General features: G+C 56.8%; 16 protein-coding genes. 8 read left to right on the top strand and 8 right to left on the bottom strand.

Annotation, left to right across the window (positions count from 1 at the left end):
- Genes AA74_RS0104120 through AA74_RS0104100 form a run of 5 tightly spaced genes read left to right on the top strand, consistent with a single transcriptional unit; the run spans position 1 to position 3473 of the window.
- Positions 1 to 723: a DUF1365 domain-containing protein gene (locus AA74_RS0104120; protein WP_025911282.1), complete on the top strand. Its 723-nt coding sequence runs from the start codon at positions 1 to 3 to the stop codon at positions 721 to 723.
- On the top strand, positions 720 to 1940 hold the full coding sequence (locus AA74_RS0104115; RefSeq protein WP_025911280.1) for a cyclopropane-fatty-acyl-phospholipid synthase family protein: 1221 nt from the start codon (positions 720 to 722) through the stop codon (positions 1938 to 1940). Before AA74_RS0104120 ends, AA74_RS0104115 begins: the two co-directional genes overlap by 4 nt.
- On the top strand, positions 1937 to 2422 hold the full coding sequence (locus AA74_RS0104110) for a DUF2878 domain-containing protein (protein WP_021241374.1): 486 nt from the start codon (positions 1937 to 1939) through the stop codon (positions 2420 to 2422). Before AA74_RS0104115 ends, AA74_RS0104110 begins: the two co-directional genes overlap by 4 nt.
- On the top strand, positions 2419 to 2943 hold the full coding sequence (locus tag AA74_RS0104105; RefSeq protein WP_023292489.1) for a hypothetical protein: 525 nt from the start codon (positions 2419 to 2421) through the stop codon (positions 2941 to 2943). Before AA74_RS0104110 ends, AA74_RS0104105 begins: the two co-directional genes overlap by 4 nt.
- Positions 2940 to 3473 carry a DUF3833 domain-containing protein gene (locus AA74_RS0104100; RefSeq protein ID WP_023327407.1) on the top strand — a complete coding sequence of 178 codons (534 nt, stop codon included), beginning with the start codon at positions 2940 to 2942 and terminating at the stop codon, positions 3471 to 3473. Before AA74_RS0104105 ends, AA74_RS0104100 begins: the two co-directional genes overlap by 4 nt.
- On the opposite strand, the gene AA74_RS0104095 is transcribed toward AA74_RS0104100, so the two are convergent.
- Positions 3470 to 3928 carry a DMT family transporter gene (locus tag AA74_RS0104095; protein ID WP_025911274.1) on the bottom strand — a complete coding sequence of 153 codons (459 nt, stop codon included), beginning with the start codon at positions 3926 to 3928 and terminating at the stop codon, positions 3470 to 3472. The genes AA74_RS0104100 and AA74_RS0104095 overlap by 4 nt on opposite strands.
- A gap of 4 nt (positions 3929 to 3932) precedes the next feature.
- A complete protein-coding gene (locus tag AA74_RS0104090) occupies positions 3933 to 4367 on the bottom strand; it encodes a DMT family transporter (RefSeq protein WP_023292486.1) in 435 nt (144 codons plus the stop codon).
- Positions 4368 to 4462: 95 nt separating this feature from the next.
- Between AA74_RS0104090 and AA74_RS0104085 the strand changes: the two genes are divergently transcribed.
- Positions 4463 to 5425: a LysR family transcriptional regulator gene (locus tag AA74_RS0104085; protein ID WP_023327409.1), complete on the top strand. Its 963-nt coding sequence runs from the start codon at positions 4463 to 4465 to the stop codon at positions 5423 to 5425.
- Here AA74_RS0104085 and AA74_RS0104080 read toward each other — a convergent pair.
- The 4 genes from AA74_RS0104080 to AA74_RS0104065 all read right to left on the bottom strand — a co-directional run bounded on the left by AA74_RS0104080 (position 5400) and on the right by AA74_RS0104065 (position 9449).
- On the bottom strand, positions 5400 to 6428 hold the full coding sequence (locus tag AA74_RS0104080; protein WP_025911261.1) for a methionine synthase: 1029 nt from the start codon (positions 6426 to 6428) through the stop codon (positions 5400 to 5402). The genes AA74_RS0104085 and AA74_RS0104080 overlap by 26 nt on opposite strands.
- 23 nt (positions 6429 to 6451) lie before the next feature.
- The gene (locus tag AA74_RS0104075; RefSeq protein ID WP_025911259.1) at positions 6452 to 7426 is read right to left on the bottom strand and encodes a DUF1852 domain-containing protein; all 975 of its coding nucleotides are present in this window, start codon (positions 7424 to 7426) and stop codon (positions 6452 to 6454) included.
- A gap of 213 nt (positions 7427 to 7639) precedes the next feature.
- A complete protein-coding gene (locus tag AA74_RS0104070) occupies positions 7640 to 8323 on the bottom strand; it encodes a YrhA family protein (RefSeq protein WP_025911257.1) in 684 nt (227 codons plus the stop codon).
- A gap of 10 nt (positions 8324 to 8333) precedes the next feature.
- Positions 8334 to 9449 (bottom strand): DUF6883 domain-containing protein, encoded by a 1116-nt coding sequence (locus AA74_RS0104065; protein WP_025911255.1) that lies wholly within the window; start codon positions 9447 to 9449, stop codon positions 8334 to 8336.
- Between the two features lie 389 nt (positions 9450 to 9838).
- On the opposite strand from AA74_RS0104065, the gene AA74_RS0104060 reads away from it, so the two are divergent.
- On the top strand, positions 9839 to 10378 hold the full coding sequence (locus AA74_RS0104060; protein WP_023327414.1) for a DUF2058 domain-containing protein: 540 nt from the start codon (positions 9839 to 9841) through the stop codon (positions 10376 to 10378).
- Between the two features lie 7 nt (positions 10379 to 10385).
- On the opposite strand, the gene AA74_RS0104055 is transcribed toward AA74_RS0104060, so the two are convergent.
- Both AA74_RS0104055 and azoR read right to left on the bottom strand, forming a co-directional pair.
- Positions 10386 to 11072, bottom strand: a complete 687-nt coding sequence (locus tag AA74_RS0104055) for an RluA family pseudouridine synthase (RefSeq protein ID WP_025911252.1) — start codon at positions 11070 to 11072, stop codon at positions 10386 to 10388.
- Positions 11073 to 11162: 90 nt separating this feature from the next.
- On the bottom strand, positions 11163 to 11768 hold the full coding sequence (gene azoR / locus AA74_RS0104050; protein WP_008502313.1) for an FMN-dependent NADH-azoreductase: 606 nt from the start codon (positions 11766 to 11768) through the stop codon (positions 11163 to 11165).
- 205 nt (positions 11769 to 11973) lie between these two features.
- On the opposite strand from azoR, the gene hrpA reads away from it, so the two are divergent.
- Positions 11974 to 15876 (top strand): ATP-dependent RNA helicase HrpA, encoded by a 3903-nt coding sequence (gene hrpA / locus AA74_RS0104045; protein ID WP_025911249.1) that lies wholly within the window; start codon positions 11974 to 11976, stop codon positions 15874 to 15876.
- Positions 15877 to 15910 lie beyond the last annotated feature (34 nt).

Genomic DNA, 15910 nt, shown 5'->3' with positions numbered 1-15910 from the left:
ATGAACAGCTGCCTCTATCACGGCGTATTGCGCCACCGCCGCCTTCAGCCGAAAACCCATGAATTTCGCTACAGAGTCTTTATGGCCTGGCTGGATCTTGATGAGCTGCCGCTGCTGGCGTCCGTCGGCGTGCGCCGCAATCGCTTTGCCGCCGCCGCGTTCCACGACGCGGACTATCCGCTCGGCACGCCGCTCAAAGAGAACGTGCTCAGCAGGCTGGAGAGCCTGACCGGGGAACGGCCGGACGGGCGGGTCATGCTTCTGACGCAGTTGCGGTATTTCGGGTTCCATTTTAACCCGGTCAACTTTTACTACTGCTATGACGGGAAGGGGACTCTGCGCTGGGTACTGGCGGAGGTTCGCAACACGCCGTGGAACGAGCGTCATTATTACGCGGTCGACGGGCAACATGCCCAGCCCACGGAAAAAGCGTTTCACGTTTCCCCCTTCAACCCGATGGACATGATCTACCACTGGCGCTTCAACGATCCGGATAACACGCTGCATATGCACATTGAAAATCATCAGGAAGCGAAGGTGTTCGACGCCACGCTCGCCCTGCGCCGGGAGCCGCTGACCCGTCCGGCACTGCGCGCGCTGCTGCTGCGCATCCCGCTTATGACCCTGAAAACCGTTTTCGCCATTTACTGGCAGGCGCTGAGGCTGTGGCTCAAGCGCGTGCCGCTGTATAACCATCCCGTCAGCAGGAGTGAACGCTCATGACCGATCCCGTCTTTGCGTTAGAACCCGATATCCCGCGCAACGTCCGCCTCGCGCGATGGCTGCTGTTTCGTCTGTTAAGCGGCATCCGCGGTGGTTCGCTCACCCTGCGTGAAGGGGCGCAGACCTTCCATTTTGGCGAGCCATCCTCCACGCTGCACGCCGACGTGCAGATCCTCACGCCCGCCGTCTACTGGCGCGTCTTAACGGGCGGGAGCCTTGCCGCCGCTGAAGCCTGGATGGACGGCGAATGGGAAACCGCGCAGCTCACGCCGCTTCTGCAAATCCTTGCCCTCAACGGCGAGGTGCTTGGCCGTCTTGAGAAAGGGTTCCGGCTGCTTGGCCGACCGCTGGAGCGTTTTCGCCACTGGACGCGGCGTAACTCCCGCGCGCAGGCGCGTGAAAATATTGCCGCCCATTACGACCTGGGCAACACCTTCTATGCCCATTTTCTGGACAGGGAACTGCTTTACTCCAGCGCGCTCTTTACCGCAGACGAGCAGGATCTCACGACGGCTCAGCAGGCCAAAATGGCGCGCCTGTGCGACCAGCTGGCGCTTAGCGAGGCCGACCACCTGCTGGAAATCGGCACCGGCTGGGGGGCGATGGCGGAATACGCGGCCCGTCATTATGGCTGTCGGGTGACTACCACCACGCTGTCGCAGGAGCAATACGTCTGGGCAACCGAGCGGATCGCCCGCGCCGGGTTGCAGGATCGTGTTGAGGTGCTGCTCTGCGACTATCGCGACCTCACCGGGCAGTACGACAAGCTGGTCTCAATAGAGATGATTGAAGCCGTCGGGCAACGCTATCTGCCTACATTCTTCCGGACCTGTCAGGCGCGGCTGCGCCCGGGGGGACGAATGGCGATTCAGGCCATCACCATTCAGGACCAGCGCTATCGCGACTACAGCAAAAGCGTCGATTTTATTCAGCGCTACATTTTCCCCGGCGGCTTCCTGCCGAGCATCACCGCGATGAACGAGCTGATGACGCGCCACACCGATTTCGTGGTGCGCAATCTCTTCGACATGGGGCCGGACTACGCCCGCACGCTGGCGCACTGGCGGCAGCGCTTTGTCCACGCCTGGCAGGAGATTGAAAAGCTCGGCTTTGATGAGCGGTTCCGCCGCATGTGGCTTTATTACTTTGGCTACTGTGAAGCCGGGTTTAACGCCCGCACCATCAGCGTGGTGCAGCTGACCGCAGAGCGCGTATGAGACGATATCTTCAGGTCTTCCTGCTGGCCGTCGCGTTCGATCTCTACTGGGCGCTGGTGGTGCTCTTTCGCGAACAGGGCCTGATTATCTGGCTCGCGCTGGCGATCCTGGCGTGCCTGCTCTTGCCGTCTGTATACCGTTTTTACGCCATTGGGCTGGCCGCGGCGGGCAGTTTGCTGGATACGCTCTGGGCGCTGACGGGGCTGATCGCCTTCACGGGTGATGCCCTGATGCCGCTATGGATGGTGGCATTATGGCTGATGTTCGCCACCGTCTGGACGCAGCTTACGCGCACCACCACGTTGCCCGGCTGGCTGCTCACCCTGCTGGCCGCCGTGGGAGGGCCGGTGGCGTACCTGATTGGCGAGCGGCTGGGTGCCATCACGTTTCTGGAGCCGACCTTTATCGTCATCAGCTGGATGGCGCCGGGCTGGCTGGTGTTGATGCTGTTTTTCCACCTGCTGATGGGGAGACAAAAATGAGAGCTGCGGTTTTGTTGCTTTGTCTGACGCTGGTTGTTCCTGTTGCTCAGGCCGCCGACTGGCTGGCGTGGCGGAAGGTGGGTGATGCCACGCTCACCTGGGGGCCATTCACCGTCTATACCTCCCAGCTGCGTACGCCGGACGGGCGTTACGGTCGGGAGAACCAGGATCAGGCGCTGATTATTACCTATGCGCGCGATATCGATCGCGATGAGCTGGTCGAGGCGACCCGCGACCAGTGGCAGGCGCAGGGGATCCTGCAACGGGAACCCCGAAGCGAAGCCTGGTTACAGATGCTGCGCTCTCTGTGGCCGGATGTCCGGCCGGGCGCACAGCTGGCGTTTGTGCTCGACGACGGGCAGGGGCAGTTCTGGTATCGCGCGTCAGCGGCGCAAAAAGCCTTTATTCCACTCGGACCGCGTCAGTCAGAAGCGTTCAGCACCCGCTTCCTGGCCATCTGGCTCGACCCTCGTACGCAATACCCTGAGCTGCGTCAGCAGTTAATCGGAGGCCAAAAATGAAACGTATCCTGATGATGGCGCTGGCATTGACGATGCTGCTGGCAGGCTGTAGCACGGAGGTGACCGAGTATCGCCAGCAGCAGCCGCGGCTGGATATCTTCCATTACTTCCAGGGCAAAACCGAAGCGTGGGGGATGGTACAGGATCGCAGCGGCAAGCAGATCCGCCGCTTTCACGTTGAGATTGCCGGGGACGTTATCGGCGATACGCTGACGCTGAACGAGCACTTCGTTTATGACGACGGTGAGAAGCAGCAGCGGGTCTGGCATATCCGCCGCGTGGGGAACGATCGCTACGAAGGCACGGCGGGGGATATTGAAGGGGTAGCAACGGGGCAGGCCGCCGGCAACGCGTTCAACTGGCATTACAGCATGAACGTGAAGGCCAACGGCAGCACCTGGCTACTGAACTTTGACGACTGGATGTACCTGCAGGATGAGAACCATCTGTTTAATAAAACCGAGATGAAGAAACTGGGCGTCACCGTCGCCACGGTAACGCTGTTCTTTACCCGTAAGACTTCAGCTTAGTCGCGGACGCTGCCGGTTTTGCTGCTGGAGTAGATGAAGTACAGGGCAATCCCCAGGCATACCAGCGCGCTCAGACGGCTCGGTGAAAACGAAATGGCGGGATTGCCCAGCCAGCCAAAGTTATCAATCAGCATACTCATGGCGAGCTGGCCGAATATCACCGCCACCGTGGCGACAGCGGTGCCGATCCGCTGTACGGCGAGCACCATTATCACGATATAGGGCACGCCAAACATCGCCCCGAGGAGCTGCCATTTCGGCACGTCCAGCAGCGTGACCGCCTGCTTAGGCTCAAAGAAGAAAATGAGCAGGGCGGTCACCAGCGCGCCGACGGAAAACGTTAGAAACGCGCTCTTGAAAACGCCCACGCTGCTGCCGAGCTGCCCATTAATTGCGGCCTGTATGCTCAGCGTCGCGCCGCCGCAGATGGCCAGAATTATCATCATCAGTGTCATGTGTTTACCCCTTTGCGACCAGTACCAGTGCGGCAATAATAAAAACCAGCGCCACGATGCGTCTTGCGTTTATCTTCCTGTGCGGCGTACCCAGCAGGCCAAAGTGGTCAATGATCAGGCTTTTAAAAACCTGACCTGCCAGAATGCCAATCATCGTCAGCGCGATGCCGATAGTCGGCGTGGCGAGCGTCAGTATGACGACGTAGATCGGACCCAGCACCCCGCCGAGGAGCTGCCAGCCGGGCTGTGCGAAAAACGACGGGCTGTTGCGCGGGCTGAAAAACAGCATCAGCAAAAACGTCAGCGCGGCGCCGACGCCAAAAATGCTGAACGTCGCCCATAAATCCCCGACTTTTCCCCCCAGGGGGCCCAGCAGTCCCGCCTCGACGGAGAGGCCCATCCCGCCAGCAATCACCAGTAAAATCAAAACCAACTGCATTCTTCTTCCTCCGTTTTCAGGCGAAGAAGATTACGTGGGTTGTGCAATGAGAAAAATGCCATAATGCTGCAAACACCTTTGCAGGATATGCATTAATGGTTGACGCCAGCAACATCAACATCCGCGCGCTGCTGATCTTTATCGACGTGTATGAAGCGCAGAACTTCTCCGTCGTGGCGCGGCGGCAGGGGATATCGGCCTCGCAGATATCGCGCGTGATCCACCAGCTCGAGGATGCGCTCGGGCAGCAGCTTTTCTATCGCAATACGCGGGCCGTCATTCCCACGGAAAGCGGTCATCTGTTTATTCGCTATGCCCGGTCAATGGCGGAAAACCTGGAAGAGGCGCGCCGGGAGCTGGACGCGCGTGCGGTGGAGCCGTCCGGTGCGATCCGCATTAACGGACCGGTGTTTTTCGGCCAGAAGCACATAGCCCCAGGACTTCCCGGCCTGTCGGCACGCTATCCTCGCCTGAGCGTAGAGCTGACGCTGACCGATGATTTCATTGACCCCCACCGGGATGCGGCAGACCTTATCTTCCGCATTGGCGTGCTGACGGACTCGTCGTTTCGCGCGCGGGTGTTTGGGCAGCAGGTGTACCATCTGGCCGCGTCGCCAGACTACGTGCGTAAACACGGTGCGCCAGAAGTGCCGGACGATCTGAACCGCCATCATTGCCTGGTGTATCGCGGATCGTCAGGGCCTAACCGCTGGCTGTTGCGCAGGGCGGGTGAGGCGTGGACACACTATCCCGTGACGCCATTGATGACCTCGAATAATGCGGAAGCGTTGCTGGCTGCGGCGCTTGGCGGGATGGGGATTGTGCTGTTTCCGGACTGGCTGGTGAGCGAGCCGCTCCAGCGCGGTGAGCTGATTCCGCTCCTGCCCGCGCTGGAGTGCGCCATCACTACGGAACAACAGGCTATCGCGGCGATCTACCCTGATGCCCGACATCCGCCCCTGAACGTCAGGGCGGTGATTGATTATTACGTCGAGCGCTTTGGTACGCCGCCGTACTGGCAGCGTAAGGGGATTACGCGCCAAGCTCCTGGCGGATAATTTCTGCGCCAGCGCTGAGTGCTTTAAGCTTGCCGTTGGCAACCTGACGGGAGAGGGGCGCCATGCCGCAGTTGGTTGACGGGTACAGCTTGTCGGCGTCGACAAACTGCAGCGCTTTTCGCAGCGTATCGGCCACTTCCTCCGGCGTTTCAACCGTGTTGGTTGCCACGTCGATCGCCCCAACCATCACTTTTTTACCGCGGATCAGCTCCAGCAGATCCATCGGCACGCGGGAGTTGTGGCACTCCAGGGAGATGATGTCGATGTTAGAGGTCTGCAGCTTAGGGAAGGCCTCTTCGTACTGGCGCCACTCCGAGCCGAGCGTCTTTTTCCAGTCGGTATTGGCCTTGATGCCGTAGCCGTAGCAGATGTGGACCGCGGTTTCGCACTTCAGCCCTTCAATGGCGCGCTCCAGCGCGGCGATGCCCCATTCGTTGACCTCATCAAAAAAGACGTTAAACGCCGGTTCATCGAACTGGATAATGTCCACGCCTGCGGCCTCTAGCTCTCGCGCTTCCTGGTTGAGGATTTTGGCGAATTCCCAGGCCAGCTTTTCGCGGCTTTTATAGTGCGCGTCATACAGGGTGTCGATCATGGTCATCGGCCCCGGCAGGGCCCATTTGATCGGCTTGTCCGTGAGCTGGCGCAGGTACTTTGCATCGTCGACGAAGACCGGTTTCTGACGCGCAACCGCGGAAACCACGGTCGGCACGCTGGCGTCATAGCGGTTACGAATGCGCACCGTCTGGCGGTTCTCAAAATCGACGCCGCTCAGGTGTTCAATAAAGGTGGTGACGAAGTGCTGGCGGGTCTGTTCCCCGTCGCTGACGATATCGATTCCCGCGCGGATCTGCTCATCCAGAGACAGGCGCAGCGCATCCTGCTTGCCTGCCAGCAGTTCCTGATCCTGTAACTTCCACGGTGACCAGAGCGTCTCAGGTTGCGCAAGCCAGGTCGGCTTTGGCAGGCTGCCAGCCGTTGAAGTCGGGAGCAATGTTTTCATAATAAAAGACCTTTTTTAATGTATTAAAGCGTGTAGTTATCAGACCACTGCTCAAGAATGTGTTTGTAAGGCTTAATAAAGTACTCTTCGGTAAACCGACCCTGTTCAATCGCCAGACGGCTTCGCTCTTCCCGGTCATACACAATTTTGGTTAAGGAGTGATCCTGCTGGTTCAGATCCGGTCGGTAGCACAGTCCCGCCGCCGAGTTGGCGTTATAAATTTCCGGGCGATAAATCTTCTGGAACGTCTCCATCGTGCTGATGGTGGCGATCAGTTCGAGGTCGGTGTAATCACTCAGCAAATCCCCGGTAAAGAAGAACGCGAACGGCGCCACGCTGTGTTCCGGCATGAAGTAACGCACGCTCAGGCCCATCTTCGCGAAGTACTGCTCCGTAAGCGATTCGCCATCCGGCTGGTACTCAACGCCCAGCACGGGGTGCTGGTTACCGGTGCGGCGATAGGTATCTTTGCTGGAGACGCTCAGGCAAATCACCGGTCCTTTTGTGAAGTTCTCTTTGTATTCAGGTGAATTCACAAAATGGCGGAAGATATTGCCGTGCAGTTCGCCAAATTTTTCCGGAATGCTGAAGTGCTGCTGGTTCTTGTTGTGCTCCAGCAGCAGCACGCTGAAATCATAATCCCGCACGTAAGACGAGAAGTTATTCCCGACGATGCCAGGGATACGCTGGTTGTTTTTCTTGTCGACAATGGTGGTTTGCAGTATCTCAATGGCCGGGAACGGCTTTTCCGCGCCAATATTCAAATCGACAGAGATGATTTCCAGTTCAACCGCATAGCGATCGGCGTTTGGGTTATCCCAGCGCGCTAAGGCATTAAAGCGGTTGTTGATCATCACCAGCGTATTGCGCAGGTTTTCCTGACGTTTTTCCCCGCGCGCCAGGTTGGCGAAGTTGGTGGTCGTACGCGTATTTTCTGACGGGTTGTAATTCTCATCGAAGCAACTGCGCTTAAGGGTATATGTGAAAGCTTTGCTCATTGTGGTTATGCATCCTAAGTTCATGTTGCTAAGAAGTTACCAATGCATAATTTATGCCTGAGCCCGTGGCGCAGGGGAAGTGACTTAATTTCAATGCAACATGAGGGAAGTTCATGAACGGACTGCGATGGTTATCTGCTTCGTGATTGTTCAGGCGGCGCTGGGAAGAAATAGGCTGGTTGCAATTACAACCAGCAATGGATGTTGCGGATTTCAGTTCATTGTATCAATCAGCGCGGACAACATTTCGCTGAAGTTAACATGTGATTCAATGGCAAATTCGGTCGATGCCTTATCACGGATCTCGAAACAGTCATCTTTGAAGTTGTAGGCAAACACGGACATAGCATCTTCACCAATGAGTACCTTGTCAGTAAGGTTTGGATCAACATAGATATCGTTGTCACGTATTTCAACGTTTCGAATGTAGATATTCGACCATACGGGTTCACCGTTTTCCGCCTGCGCCAGGCTGTACAGCGTCAAACCGTTATACTCAAGTCCATCCATGATTTCGAACATACCAGAGTAGTCCAGCCGGTTAATCATCAGGCGTTGGATATCCTCGTAAACTCTTCTCTTCTGAGCATCCCATTCAGCAGGGGCGGCGTTGCGCATCAAATCTGCTATTACGTCTGGATCTACTGGGTTCGCTACGGGGAAATTATTGTCAACCAGCAATGTTTTAAGGATATTTGGGGTGAAATAACTCTTCAACTGAGCGGGAAGCAAAGCAGGCATTGCTATTGTTCTTCCTTCTTCGTCGCAAAACTCGACAAGATAGGCCAGCGTCGGGGTATTGAAAACCATAACAATCGTACCAATAGTCCCTTTTACCAGCCCTTCATTCGGTAAATCCTCTCCTAAAACCACAACGTCTAATTCGGCTCTTTTCATTTGTATTTTCTCATTTAACGAATAGGGTTGTCAGGCGAGGAACTAACGCGTCTGTTTCATACATCCAGCCAGTACGCACGATTGCTGTTTCACCGTTGACGCCTAAAATGGGCATTTCGACAGCCATTGTTTGACCGTAACTATTTGCCTGCAAAACTTTTGCTGGGGCCAATAATACGCCGTCCTGAATTCTTGCGGCTAAAACATCTGCATTAGTTGGGTTGTATCCCAGCGCTGACTCAAACACTCGGGCTTTGTGTCCTCCAGTAGGATGTGTTGAATCTAAAGCATAAGCCGCGAGTTTTTTCGGGTCGACAACCGCGTGTTCAGCATTCACTAGTGTGCCGCTCTGAGAGGTGAAACCTTTTACATATGGGCTCTCAAATGCTGGTATTTTACTGAGCCCCGATATTTCATCTATTTCGCTTAAAGGATTTAACCTGCCCATTGTTAATCCTGCCGCAACGGAGGCGCTCGCAATGATTAACCCTTTGTTGTTCATGACTTGCTCATAACCTGCTGGAGCATCTCCGCCAAGCTGCAGCGCGGTTTCTTGAAACCCTGTAATATTGCCGTTATAAATACCACCAGCGGCGAGCAGACGACCCACAGCTTTACTGTTCAGCGTTTTCTCCGACGGTGCAGAGGTTGGCGCGTAATAATCATAATGCATCCGTTGAGTAGGAGCGGGCTTCCTGCCTTGCCGATCGGCAATAACGTGCCGGTAGGCACTCAGGATTTCGTCCTTATACCATGCATGCCACGATGAGGAAGTAGGGGTAAAAATTAGCTCGCCGTTATTGTCGATATAAAACGGGTTCCGGTCGCTGCTCCAGCGCCTGGAGGTATCCACACCAACAAGCCAACCAATTTTCAGCTCGTGTTTTACTTCGTCATAAATGGGATCTGCGTCGCTGCGATACCTGCGTTCATACGGTCTTTGATGTGGGGATACGCTATATTTTTTCTTGGGGAGACCAAAAGTAAGACTGTGACCGTTCGCTTCATAAGAAAGATCGTAATAAATACATGCCTCTCTCAGCGAGCCCGCAGGCGTCAGAATATATTGAAAATCTTCAGGGTCTAATCGCCGTGTTAATTCATGTGACCTGTAGAGTCGAAACATATGAAATCCTTATCCTTTATTTTTGTGTGGATTCTCCGCCTCGACAGTTTAAAAATCAACCGATGAACACAGTGAATTTTTAACAATTCAGTGCTGATCGTGAATAGAAGCAGACAAAAAATGTAAATTACAGTCTCCTGAAATGCGCTATGAATATACTAACGCCTGTAGTGGGTACAGATATAAACCTCACATCATATTTATGAACGGCTCATTTTTTAAGAAAATGACCTGGTAATTTTTAACCACTATTCACGCATTACCATTCGTAGAAGCTGCATGAAGAATGAACCAGACTCCGGCAGCAAAACGCCATGCCTGCTTCTCTGGCACACGCTCTGCAATTCCCGCTATAATCCCCAAAATTTCCAACCGGTTTAGAAATAATCATGACAAAACTCACCTTACAAGAGCAGATGCTGAAAGCGGGCCTCGTCAGCAGCAAGAAAGCGGCGAAAGTGCAGCGCACGGCAAAGAAATCACGCGTTCAGGCGCGTGAGGCTCGGGAAGCGGTAGAAGAGAACAAGAAGGCGCAGATCGAGCGTGACAAGCTGCTGAGCGAGCAGCAGAAGCAGGCCGTGCTGGCGAAAGAGTTTAAGGCGCAGGTGAAGCAACTGATCGAGATGAACCGCATCACCGTCTCAAGGGGTAACATTACCTTTAACTTCACCGACGGTAATCTGATCAAAAAAATCGAGGTGGACAAGCAAACCCAGGCTCAGCTGATCAACGGCCGTCTGGCGATTGCCCGCTTGGTCATCAACGCCAGCGGCGACTGTGAATACGCGATTATCCCGGCGGTAGTGGCCGATAAAATTGCCCAGCGCGATGCCGACAGCATCGTGTTAAACAGCGCGCTCAGCCAGGAAGAGCAGGACGAAGACGATCCGTACGCGGACTTCAAAATCCCTGACGATTTGATGTGGTAAACCACATTTAGAAAGGGACGGCGTGGCGGGCGTTAACCGGCTCGCCGCTCGCGGGATGAATAAAATTCAGCTCGCTGGCATGCAGCATCAGCCGGGGCGCGTTTTCAGCGCCCGGCACGTCAAGACCGCCATACAGATCGCAACCCAGAATCGGATGCCCCAGCTGCTGGCAGTGAATACGCAACTGATGGGTTCGCCCGGTCTCCGGGATCAGTTTCACCCGCGTTAACGGTAATCCCGCCCCCTGATAAAACCGTTCCACGACCTTGTAGCGGGAGCGGGCGGGTTTACCGGTAATGGCGCAGATCGACATCAGCGGAAACAGCGCCGGGTCTTTGGCAATCGGTGCATCAATAACCCCTTCATCATTTTCCACGTGGCCGCAAAGCAGGGCGCTGTATACTTTCTCCACGCTGCGCTGGCTAAACTGCTGGCACAGTGCCGCGTTAATGGCCTTATTGCGCGCAACCACCATCAGCCCGGACGTGCCAAAATCCAGACGGTGCACCAGCGTGCAGCCCGGGAACGCCTGAACCAGACGATAGTGGACGGAATCGAGGTTTTGCGGATTTTTGCCTGAGAGGCTGAGCAGGCCGGAAGGCTTGTCGATCAGCAGCAGATGTTCATCCTGCCAGAGGATCTGAATGTCATCGTGACACGGTGGGGCAATAAAAGAATCAATGATCGCAGACATCAGGCCGCCCGGCTGGAGAGTGGGAGCGGATGATAACGAAATGCGGGGGAAAAGAAAAACCCTCCCACCGGGCGGTGAGAGGGGGAAATCTTACGCGGCTACCAGGCTGTCGATGGCGGCTTTCGCGTCGGTCTGCGCTTTGGTCGCCACTTCCGGACCGTAAGCGATACCTTCCGCGAACACGAAGTTCACGTCAGTGATACCGATGAAGCCCAGGAACAGGCTCAGGTACGGCGCAACCAGGTCGGTTGGGGTATCTTTGTGGATACCGCCGCGGCTGGTCAGCACGATAGCGCGTTTGCCTTTTACCAGACCTTCAGGGCCGTTCTCGGTGTAACGGAAGGTTACGCCAGCACGCGCCACCAGGTCGAAGTAGTTCTTCAGCTGGGTTGGGATGTTGAAGTTGTACATTGGGGCGTTGATGACGATGACGTCATGCGCCTGCAGCTCAGCAATCAGCTCGTCGGACAGGGCCAGCGCTTCCTGCTGACGCGGGCTCAGCGGCGCATCGCTTGGGCGCAGCGCGCCAACCAGCTCGCCATCAAGCACAGGAATGGGGTTTGCAGCCAGGTCACGCACGGTGATTTCGTCAGCAGAATGCTGTTCACGCCACTGTTCAACGAAGTAATCAGACAGCTGACCAGACTGAGAGTACCCTGCCAGAATACTGGATTTCAAAACTAATACTTTGCTCATGGGTGATTCCTGTTGTTGCATTTGATTGAAGGGGGTTGCCCCGTTGCTTGTTGACACTCTATTCACAATCCTGCCACAGAGATAGCGCAATATATCGAAGCCTATGTTCGAATTTTTTGAATAAGGCACGAAAGGCGTCAGTGTGGTACTCTATAGCAATCATTAAAAAGAGAGTTTATCAGGGCGTGTACTGCCCTTTAACGCTATGACAGAACAACAAAAATTCACCTTCCCGATGCTCCTGCAACAGCTCGATTCTCTGACGCTGCGCGACAAACAGCGCTTCGCCCGCCGTCTGCACGGCGTCAAGAAGGTTAAAAATCCTGATGCTCAACAGGCCATTTACCAGGAGATGGCGAAAGAGATTGAACAGGCGGCAGGGAAGGTTGTGCTGCGCGAAGCTGCGCGCCCGGCGATTACCTACCCGGAAAACCTGCCCGTCAGCCAGAAGAAACAGGACATTCTTGAGGCCGTACGCGACCACCAGGTGGTGATTGTCGCGGGTGAAACCGGTTCGGGGAAAACCACCCAGCTGCCGAAAATCTGTATGGAGCTGGGCCGCGGGATCAAAGGCCTGATTGGCCATACCCAGCCGCGTCGTCTGGCGGCGCGCACCGTTGCCAACCGTATTACCGAAGAGCTGCAGACGGAGCCGGGCGGCTGCATCGGCTACAAGGTGCGATTCAGCGACCACGTGAGCGATAACACCATGGTCAAGCTGATGACCGACGGTATTCTGCTGGCGGAAATTCAGCAGGATCGCCTGCTGATGCAGTACGACACCATCATCATTGACGAAGCGCACGAGCGCAGCCTGAACATCGACTTCCTGCTCGGCTACCTGAAAGAGCTGCTGCCGCGTCGCCCGGATCTGAAAGTTATCATCACCTCCGCGACCATCGACCCGGAACGCTTCTCGAAGCACTTCAACAATGCGCCGATTATTGAGGTGTCGGGACGCACGTATCCGGTTGAAGTGCGCTATCGCCCGATTGTAGAAGAGGCGGACGATACCGAGCGCGACCAGCTGCAGGCCATCTTCGACGCCGTTGACGAGCTGGGCAACGAAAGCGCGGGCGACATTCTGATCTTCATGAGCGGCGAGCGCGAAATCCGCGACACCGCCGATGCGCTCAGCAAGCGCGACCTGCGCCACACCGAGATCCTGCCGCTGTATGCCCGCCTGTCCAACAGCGAACAGAACCGCGTCTTCCAGCCGCACAGCGGACGCCGCATCGTCCTGGCGACCAACGTGGCGGAAACCTCGCTCACCGTGCCGGGCATTAAATACGTGATCGACCCGGGCACGGCGCGCATCAGCCGCTACAGCTACCGCACCAAGGTTCAGCGGCTGCCGATTGAGCCGGTCTCTCAGGCTTCTGCTAACCAGCGTAAGGGCCGCTGCGGCCGCGTGTCGGAAGGGATCTGCATTCGTCTCTATTCCGAAGACGATTTCCTGTCGCGCCCGGAGTTTACCGACCCGGAAATTCTGCGCACCAACCTGGCGTCCGTTATCCTGCAGATGACCGCCCTGGGGCTGGGCGACATCGCGGCGTTTCCGTTCGTCGAAGCGCCGGATAAACGCAACATTCAGGACGGCGTGCGTCTGCTGGAAGAGCTCGGGGCGATTACCACCGACGAGCAGGCGACGGTTTATAAGCTGACGCCGCTGGGCCGCCAGCTCAGCCAGCTCCCGGTCGACCCGCGTCTGGCGCGCATGGTGCTGGAAGCGCAAAAGCACGGCTGCGTGCGCGAGGCGATGATCATTACCTCGGCGCTCTCCATTCAGGATCCGCGCGAGCGTCCGATGGACAAACAGCAGGCCTCGGACGAAAAGCACCGTCGCTTCCACGACAAAGAGTCCGATTTCCTCGCCTTCGTGAACCTGTGGAACTACCTCGGCGAGCAGCAGAAGGCGCTCTCTTCGAACCAGTTCCGCCGCCAGTGCCGGGTGGATTTCCTCAACTACCTGCGCGTGCGCGAGTGGCAGGATATCTATACCCAGCTTCGCCAGGTGGTGAAAGAGTTGGGCATTCCGGTGAACAGCGAACCGGCGGAGTACCGCGAAATCCATATCGCGCTGCTGACCGGCCTGCTGTCCCACATTGGGATGAAGGACGCCGAGAAGCAGGAGTATACCGGCGCGCGCAACGCCCGTTTTGCCATCTTCCCCGGTTCCGGCCTGTTCAAGAAGCCGCCGAAATGGACCATGGTTGCCGAGCTGGTAGAAACCAGCCGCCTGTGGGGACGCATTGCCGCCCGTATCGATCCGGAATGGGTCGAACCGGTGGCGCAGCATTTGCTTAAGCGCTCGTACAGTGAACCGCACTGGGAGCGCGCGCAGGGCGCGGTGATGGCGACCGAAAAAGTGACCGTTTACGGCCTGCCGGTGGTCGCCGCGCGCAAGGTCAACTACAGCCAGATCGATCCGGCGCTCAGCCGCGAGCTGTTTATCCGTCACGCGCTGGTGGAGGGAGACTGGCAGACGCGCCACGCCTTCTTCCGCGAAAACCTGAAGCTGCGCGCGGAAGTGGAGGAACTTGAGCACAAGTCCCGCCGCCGCGACATTCTGGTGGACGATGAAGCGCTGTTCGAGTTTTACGACCAGCGCATCAGCCACGATGTGATTTCCGCCCGCCACTTCGACAGCTGGTGGAAGAAGGCCAGCAAAGAGACGCCGGACCTGCTCAACTTCGAAAAGAGCATGCTGATTAAAGAGGGGGCGGAGTCGGTCAGCAAGCTCGACTACCCGAACTTCTGGCATCAGGGCAACCTCAAGCTGCGGCTGACCTATCAGTTCGAGCCGGGGGCAGACGCGGACGGCGTGACCGTCCACATTCCGCTGCCGCTGTTAAACCAGGTGGACGAGAGCGGTTTCGAGTGGCAAATTCCCGGCCTGCGCCGCGAGCTGGTGATTGCGCTGATCAAATCTCTGCCGAAACCGGTGCGCCGCAACTTTGTGCCTGCGCCAAACTACGCGGAAGCGTTTTTGGGCCGCGTCACGCCGCTGGAGCTGCCGCTGCTGGACGCGCTGGAGCGCGAGTTCCGCCGCATGACCGGCACCACCATCGACCGCGACGACTGGAACTGGGATCAGGTGCCCGATCACCTGAAAATCACCTTCCGCGTGGTGGACGATAAAAACAAAAAGCTGCAGGAAGGGCGTTCGCTCGGCGAACTGAAAGAGGCGCTGAAAGGCAAAGTCCAGGAGACGCTCTCTGCGGTGGCCGACGACGGCATCGAGCAGAGCGGGCTGCACATCTGGAGCTTTGGCCAGCTTCCGGAGAGCTACGAGCAGAAGCGCGGTAACTATAAGGTCAAGGCCTGGCCTGCGCTGGTGGACGAGCGCGACAGCGTGGCGATCAAGCTGTTTGATAACCCGCAGGAACAGCAGCAGATGATGTGGCGCGGGCTGCGTCGCCTGCTGCTGCTCAACATCCCCTCGCCGATCAAGTATCTGCACGAGAAGCTGCCGAACAAGGCCAAGCTGGGGCTCTACTTTAACCCGTACGGCAAGGTGCTGGATCTGATTGACGACTGCATCTCCTGCGGCGTGGACAAACTGATCCACGAGGCGGGCGGCCCGGTCTGGACGGAAGAGGGCTTTGCTCAGCTTCATGAAAAGGTGCGCGCGGAGCTGAACGACACCGTGGTGGAGATTGCCAAACAGGTCGAGCAGATCCTCACCACCGTGTTCAATATCAACAAGCGTCTGAAAGGGCGCGTGGATATGACCATGGCGCTGGGGCTGTCGGACGTGAAGGCGCAGATGGCGGGGCTGGTTTACCGCGGCTTTGTCACCGGCAACGGCTTCAACCGTCTCGGCGATACGCTGCGCTATCTGCAGGCGATTGAAAAACGGCTGGAGAAGATGGCTATCGACCCGCACCGCGACCGCGCGCAGATGCTGAAAGTGGAGAGCGTGCAGCAGGCGTGGCAGCAGTGGCTGAACAAGCTGCCGCCAGCGCGCCGCGACGATGAAGACGTGCAGGCTATCCGCTGGATGATCGAGGAGCTGCGCGTCAGCTTCTTTGCCCAGCAGCTCGGTACGCCGTATCCGATTTCGGATAAGCGTATCCTTCAGGCGATGGAGCAGATTTCCGGTTAAACCCTTGCCCGGTGGCGCTGCGCTTACCGGGCCT

This window comes from Enterobacter sp. 5-4, from assembly GCF_000612205.1.
GTDB lineage: Bacteria > Pseudomonadota > Gammaproteobacteria > Enterobacterales > Enterobacteriaceae > Enterobacter > Enterobacter roggenkampii.
This window is presented reverse-complemented; position numbering and strand designations above follow the sequence as displayed.

What these genes read in the sequence shown, in the direction of transcription:
- AA74_RS0104120 (WP_025911282.1), top strand. Translation starts at nt 1, where the DNA reads ATGAACAGCTGCCTCTATCACGGCGTATTGCGCCACCGCCGCCTTCAG.
- AA74_RS0104115 (WP_025911280.1), top strand. Translation starts at nt 720, where the DNA reads ATGACCGATCCCGTCTTTGCGTTAGAACCCGATATCCCGCGCAACGTC.
- AA74_RS0104110 (WP_021241374.1), top strand. Translation starts at nt 1,937, where the DNA reads ATGAGACGATATCTTCAGGTCTTCCTGCTGGCCGTCGCGTTCGATCTC.
- AA74_RS0104105 (WP_023292489.1), top strand. Translation starts at nt 2,419, where the DNA reads ATGAGAGCTGCGGTTTTGTTGCTTTGTCTGACGCTGGTTGTTCCTGTT.
- AA74_RS0104100 (WP_023327407.1), top strand. Translation starts at nt 2,940, where the DNA reads ATGAAACGTATCCTGATGATGGCGCTGGCATTGACGATGCTGCTGGCA.
- AA74_RS0104095 (WP_025911274.1), bottom strand. Translation starts at nt 3,928, where the DNA reads ATGACACTGATGATGATAATTCTGGCCATCTGCGGCGGCGCGACGCTG.
- AA74_RS0104090 (WP_023292486.1), bottom strand. Translation starts at nt 4,367, where the DNA reads ATGCAGTTGGTTTTGATTTTACTGGTGATTGCTGGCGGGATGGGCCTC.
- AA74_RS0104085 (WP_023327409.1), top strand. Translation starts at nt 4,463, where the DNA reads ATGGTTGACGCCAGCAACATCAACATCCGCGCGCTGCTGATCTTTATC.
- AA74_RS0104080 (WP_025911261.1), bottom strand. Translation starts at nt 6,428, where the DNA reads ATGAAAACATTGCTCCCGACTTCAACGGCTGGCAGCCTGCCAAAGCCG.
- AA74_RS0104075 (WP_025911259.1), bottom strand. Translation starts at nt 7,426, where the DNA reads ATGAGCAAAGCTTTCACATATACCCTTAAGCGCAGTTGCTTCGATGAG.
- AA74_RS0104070 (WP_025911257.1), bottom strand. Translation starts at nt 8,323, where the DNA reads ATGAAAAGAGCCGAATTAGACGTTGTGGTTTTAGGAGAGGATTTACCG.
- AA74_RS0104065 (WP_025911255.1), bottom strand. Translation starts at nt 9,449, where the DNA reads ATGTTTCGACTCTACAGGTCACATGAATTAACACGGCGATTAGACCCT.
- AA74_RS0104060 (WP_023327414.1), top strand. Translation starts at nt 9,839, where the DNA reads ATGACAAAACTCACCTTACAAGAGCAGATGCTGAAAGCGGGCCTCGTC.
- AA74_RS0104055 (WP_025911252.1), bottom strand. Translation starts at nt 11,072, where the DNA reads ATGTCTGCGATCATTGATTCTTTTATTGCCCCACCGTGTCACGATGAC.
- azoR (WP_008502313.1), bottom strand. Translation starts at nt 11,768, where the DNA reads ATGAGCAAAGTATTAGTTTTGAAATCCAGTATTCTGGCAGGGTACTCT.
- hrpA (WP_025911249.1), top strand. Translation starts at nt 11,974, where the DNA reads ATGACAGAACAACAAAAATTCACCTTCCCGATGCTCCTGCAACAGCTC.